This is a genomic window from Streptomyces sp. NPDC048415, assembly GCF_040651675.1.
GTDB lineage: Bacteria > Actinomycetota > Actinomycetes > Streptomycetales > Streptomycetaceae > Streptomyces.
The window spans coordinates 1-4,081 of record NZ_JBEZKJ010000197.1 but is presented as its reverse complement, the minus strand read 5'-3'; the positions used below and the strand labels follow the sequence as shown (position 1 = coordinate 4,081).

2 protein-coding genes and 1 pseudogene are annotated in these 4,081 nt (G+C 67.9%); 1 reads left to right on the top strand and 2 read right to left on the bottom strand.

The genetic code is table 11. The features are described from left to right. Nucleotides 1-148 precede the first annotated feature (148 nt). A complete protein-coding gene (locus AB0D27_RS45095; RefSeq protein WP_362521398.1) occupies nucleotides 149-2,665 on the bottom strand; it encodes a DnaB-like helicase C-terminal domain-containing protein in 2,517 nt (838 codons plus the stop codon). Nucleotides 2,666-3,027: 362 nt separating this feature from the next. On the opposite strand from AB0D27_RS45095, the gene AB0D27_RS45090 reads away from it, so the two are divergent. Next, nucleotides 3,028-3,513, top strand: a complete 486-nt coding sequence (locus AB0D27_RS45090; protein WP_362521395.1) for a hypothetical protein — start codon at nucleotides 3,028-3,030, stop codon at nucleotides 3,511-3,513. Nucleotides 3,514-3,804: 291 nt separating this feature from the next. Here AB0D27_RS45090 and AB0D27_RS45085 read toward each other — a convergent pair. Continuing rightward, nucleotides 3,805-3,918: pseudogene (locus AB0D27_RS45085) on the bottom strand (IS630 family transposase); the annotation flags it as partial. Nucleotides 3,919-4,081: the final 163 nt, after the last annotated feature.

The following is a 4,081-nucleotide window of genomic DNA, read 5'->3' as shown; positions in this document are numbered from 1 at the left end:
CCGCGGTGGGTTCCGGTGAGCTGGCTGAGCTGGGCGTGCCAGTGCTTGGCGTTGTACGACGACAGCCGATGGCGGGGCGTGACCTGGGCGCGCAGGAGGTCATTGAGGGCGGCGCCCAGGGATCCTCCGCGGCCGGTGGGCCCGGCCATCAGTCGTCGCCCTCGGGGATCATCTCGCCCGCCTGGATGAACTTGGCTTTGACCTCGCCGAAGCCGGTCCCGATCCGGTACGTGGCGGGCGGGGTGCCGGGGGGCGTCCAGAAGACAGCCGCGTCGACGTTGCGCAGGGCGATGAGCTTGTGCCCGTCCTGGACGGCCCGGAAGGCAACCGCCCAGTGACGGACGGAGGCCTCGGCGACCATGCTCATGCGCCAGTCCGACCGCCAGAACGGGGACTTCTGTTCCTTGCGCTTGGGCCACAGCAGACGCAGCGCGATGGACAGCCGCGTCTTGTACGCCTTGTACGGCTCGCCGCCGATCTCGACGAGTTCGGTACGCGCCTTCCGGGTGGCCTCGTAGAAGGGCTTGAAGAGCGACTCGTTGGCCTTCCCGGTCCAGGAGTCGTGGATGACCGGCATCGCGGCGAGGTGGCCTTCGCGCACGAGCTTCTCAAGCTGCTTGATGTGGGGGGTGGTGACCCACACGCGGCCCTGGTCATCGGGCCGGTCGATGATCCGCCCCAGAGGGTGGGGCATGTCTGTGCGGTTCCACTCCGGGATATCGATGAGGTAGATACCGGCGCTCGCCTTGTCGAAGGCGGCAAGGGGCCCGGTGTGCAGCAGCTTGTTCGGGGCCAGGGGGACGGCCGAACACGCTGACGGGTAGCTGCCATTACGGTCGATCAGGCACAGCACCCCCTCGCCGAACGTGTCGGGCACATCGAGCTGGTCACGCCGGACCCGCTTCCCGTTCTCCCGGATGAAGGGCACCCGCGTGCTGGTGACGTCGGGGTGGACCCAGCGGGGCTCGCCGTCCATGTGCTCATTGATCAGCGGCCACGGACCGCTCTCCCGCTCCTCGATGCGGATGACCTTGATCGGGTGCATCTTCGAGCGGGCGACCGCGTCCTTGAGGATCTTCAAGGCGGGGAAGACCGCTCCCTCGGGCTCGTCCTCCTCGTCCCCCGGCTGAAGCTCTTCCTCGGCTTCTTCGTCATCTTCGTCATCCAGGATGTGTCCGCTGTCCGCGGTGGGCTGGGTAGCGGCGGGCTGCCCGGGGGTGTCGGCGGACACGGCGGTGTTGTAGGCGTACAGCGCGGCGGAGAGGCGGCGTCCCTCGTCGTCGTCCGGCAGCTGCGGCGCCGCAGCCGTCTCGGCCAGGGACGGCCCGAGCTCGTCAAGGGCTTCCTGGTCACCGTTGGCCAGCGCGGTGCGCAGCGCGGCCAGTACGTGTGTGACGGAGGCCGGCAGGCCCTGCCGGGCGCCGGACGTGTAGGGAAGCGCCGCTTCGGCCAACTCCCGCTCTACGGCGCTGCCCACACTCCGCGCGGTTCCCTCGCCGTCCGTGCGGCCGACGGGGGCGGCTCCAGCGTCGAGGAAGCGGGCGTGCAGCAGATCGGGGTTCAGGTACGCCGAGCCGATCGCGCCGAAGTCGCGCTCAGCGACCGTCACCTGGACCTTGGAGGGGTCCTCGGTCGGTGCGAGCGTCAGCATGACGTCGGCGTCCAGGAGACCCAGGAGCGTGGGATCGGCGCTGTCCACGATGGCGAGCACTGGTACGTGCAGGGTGCGCGCGAGGGAGGCCAGAATCTGGGAGGCGTCCGGGAGACGGTCACCGGACAGCGGAAGCCGGGCGTTGTGTGTGGCCTGCAGGCGGTCCACGACCACCAGGGCCAGGTCCTGGACGTAGGGGGCGGTCTCCGCGATCGCCTCGGCGGTCAGCTCGCTGCCGTCGTCGATCAGCAGCGGCGCCTGGACCAACTCCTGGGCCACCTGCTGTTCGTGCTGGGTGAGGCGGCCCTGCTTCAGGCGCGGGTAGTCGCCCCCGGTTTCCGCGGAGATGATCCGGCGCATGATGTCGGCCTGGTTCGGTCCCGACGCTGCATACAGGACCCGATGGTTGTCGACGAGCGCGGTCTGTCGCGCGGCGGCCAAGCCCAGCAGGCTCCCGCCGACGTTCGGGGCGGCCGCCACCAGCGTCAGCCGGCCGGACTGCAGACCGCCAGTCGCAGCGTCCAGGCCGGGCAGCCCGAACGTGGGGCCGCCGGTTGGGCCGGAGGCGAGCACGGCACCGATGGCGTCGCCCAGCGTGGCGAGCCTGCGCGGTACATTGCCGCTGTCCTGATCGTGTGGGCTCTTCACCGCGCCTCCTGCGGGCACCGCGTCAGTGTGCGCGGCCGTGTCGGACGAGAGGGCACCTGACGTGGCGTCGACGGGAAGCAGTACCGCGACCGGGGTACGGCCCCGTCGGAGCACCACCGGCTGCCCCTGGGCGGCCAGCGTGATGAGTTCGCCGAAGTCCTTCTGCGCCGCACTCAGCGCGTGGGATGGGAACGCATCGGCCTTCCGTGCTGCCGGAAGCCGGTCGAGCGGCGCCAGCAGAGCACGCTCCCGGTGCTTGTGGATCAGCGTGGTGCGCCCTTCCCGCTCGGCGCGCTTCACCAGGGAGAAGAGATCATTCCGTGCCTCGGTCGCGTTCATCGCGGCCTCTTCGTGCGGCTGACTCACTCACCCTCCTAGAGCACTCAACTAACCATAACGATAGCAGAATCCACCCATTTACTTGATTTAAGGCACACAATTTTCTGTCAGATTCACTCACTTGTGAGGCTCCCGGTGTGAGTTGCCGGCTTGAAGCATTCGCGGCCGTACCGACGACCAGCCGCACGACAAGGCGAAGGCCGGGGCCATCACCCGGCCCCGGCCTTCGCTCACTCCGTCCGCAGCCGATCACATCTCGCCGAACAGGCAGGCTCAGCTGCCTGCTGTCGACTCCTGCTCTTCGGGCGTCTCCGTTCAACGCCGGCAAGAACCCGCAGGCGGCGGCGCACGTCTGGCTGATCCAGAACGCCACGCCAAAGACCCCCGGCGTGCAGAGCGCGGGGACGCCGCTGTACTACCTGCCCGGCGGCCGGGACGGCAAGAACCGTGCCGCCATCTGCGACGAGGCCAGCTGGGCGAAGAACAACTACGACCCGGAGGCGATGAACACCAGCACCGACACCCCGGACTGCGACGAGTTCACGTTCAACGCCTCGTACAACAGCGGCGGCATGCCCGCCAACCTAGGAGGCCTGAACCCGGTCTCGTCCGGATCGAAGTGCATTCAGTCCTACGCGACCAAGGTCGACGGAAAGATCCACCTGCGCAACCTGCCCGGCGCCCTGACAACCTTCAAGGAAGTCTGCGGCCGGTCCGCTATCTCCGGCAGCCAGAACCGGGCTGCCGAAAACACTCTGTGGGTGGGGAGATCCCCTGGGCAGGTGTGGGGGTCGCCCCGAGCAAGGGATGGCCGCTTTAAAGGAGCGCCATCAACGCTCGAGCCCACGACACTCTCCGGCTGGTGCGTCAGGTAGCAGCGACTCTCATCTGCGAATGTCCCGACCGGCCCGTCCCGGGAGTACAGCTTCACCAGGTGATCCCGGTTGGCCTCGGCGAAGGCCTCCAACTGCCGTACGTAGCCGTCCTGCTGCTCGGCACTGACGCACTTCAAGACGACAGCGAAAACCTCCTCCGACAGGTCGCGGTCGTAGCCGGTGTAGCCGGTCAGGGACACGAATATCCGCTTGGCTGTCTCGAGTAGGTGCACCTGCTCCTCCCCCACTGCGTCGACCGCTGTGGGCGGGCGGTTCCGGTGCGACGGCCGCCGCACGGGCCAGCACAATCCGTGCCCGTAAGGCCACGGCCTGGGCCGATGTCGCCCGACGCGTCCAGCGCTCCAACACCGCCCGCTCCTCATCAGAGAGCAGCAGCGGCTCCAGTTTCGGGCCCCGACGAGGAACTGACGCACCAGACGCAGAAGTCACACTACAAATAACGATCAACTACTGGCGCATCACACTAGTGTCCTGCGCCAGTAGTTGATCGTTAGAAGTTGCATGACTTCTGCTGCTGGTGCGTCAGTTCCTCGTCGGGGCCCCAAGT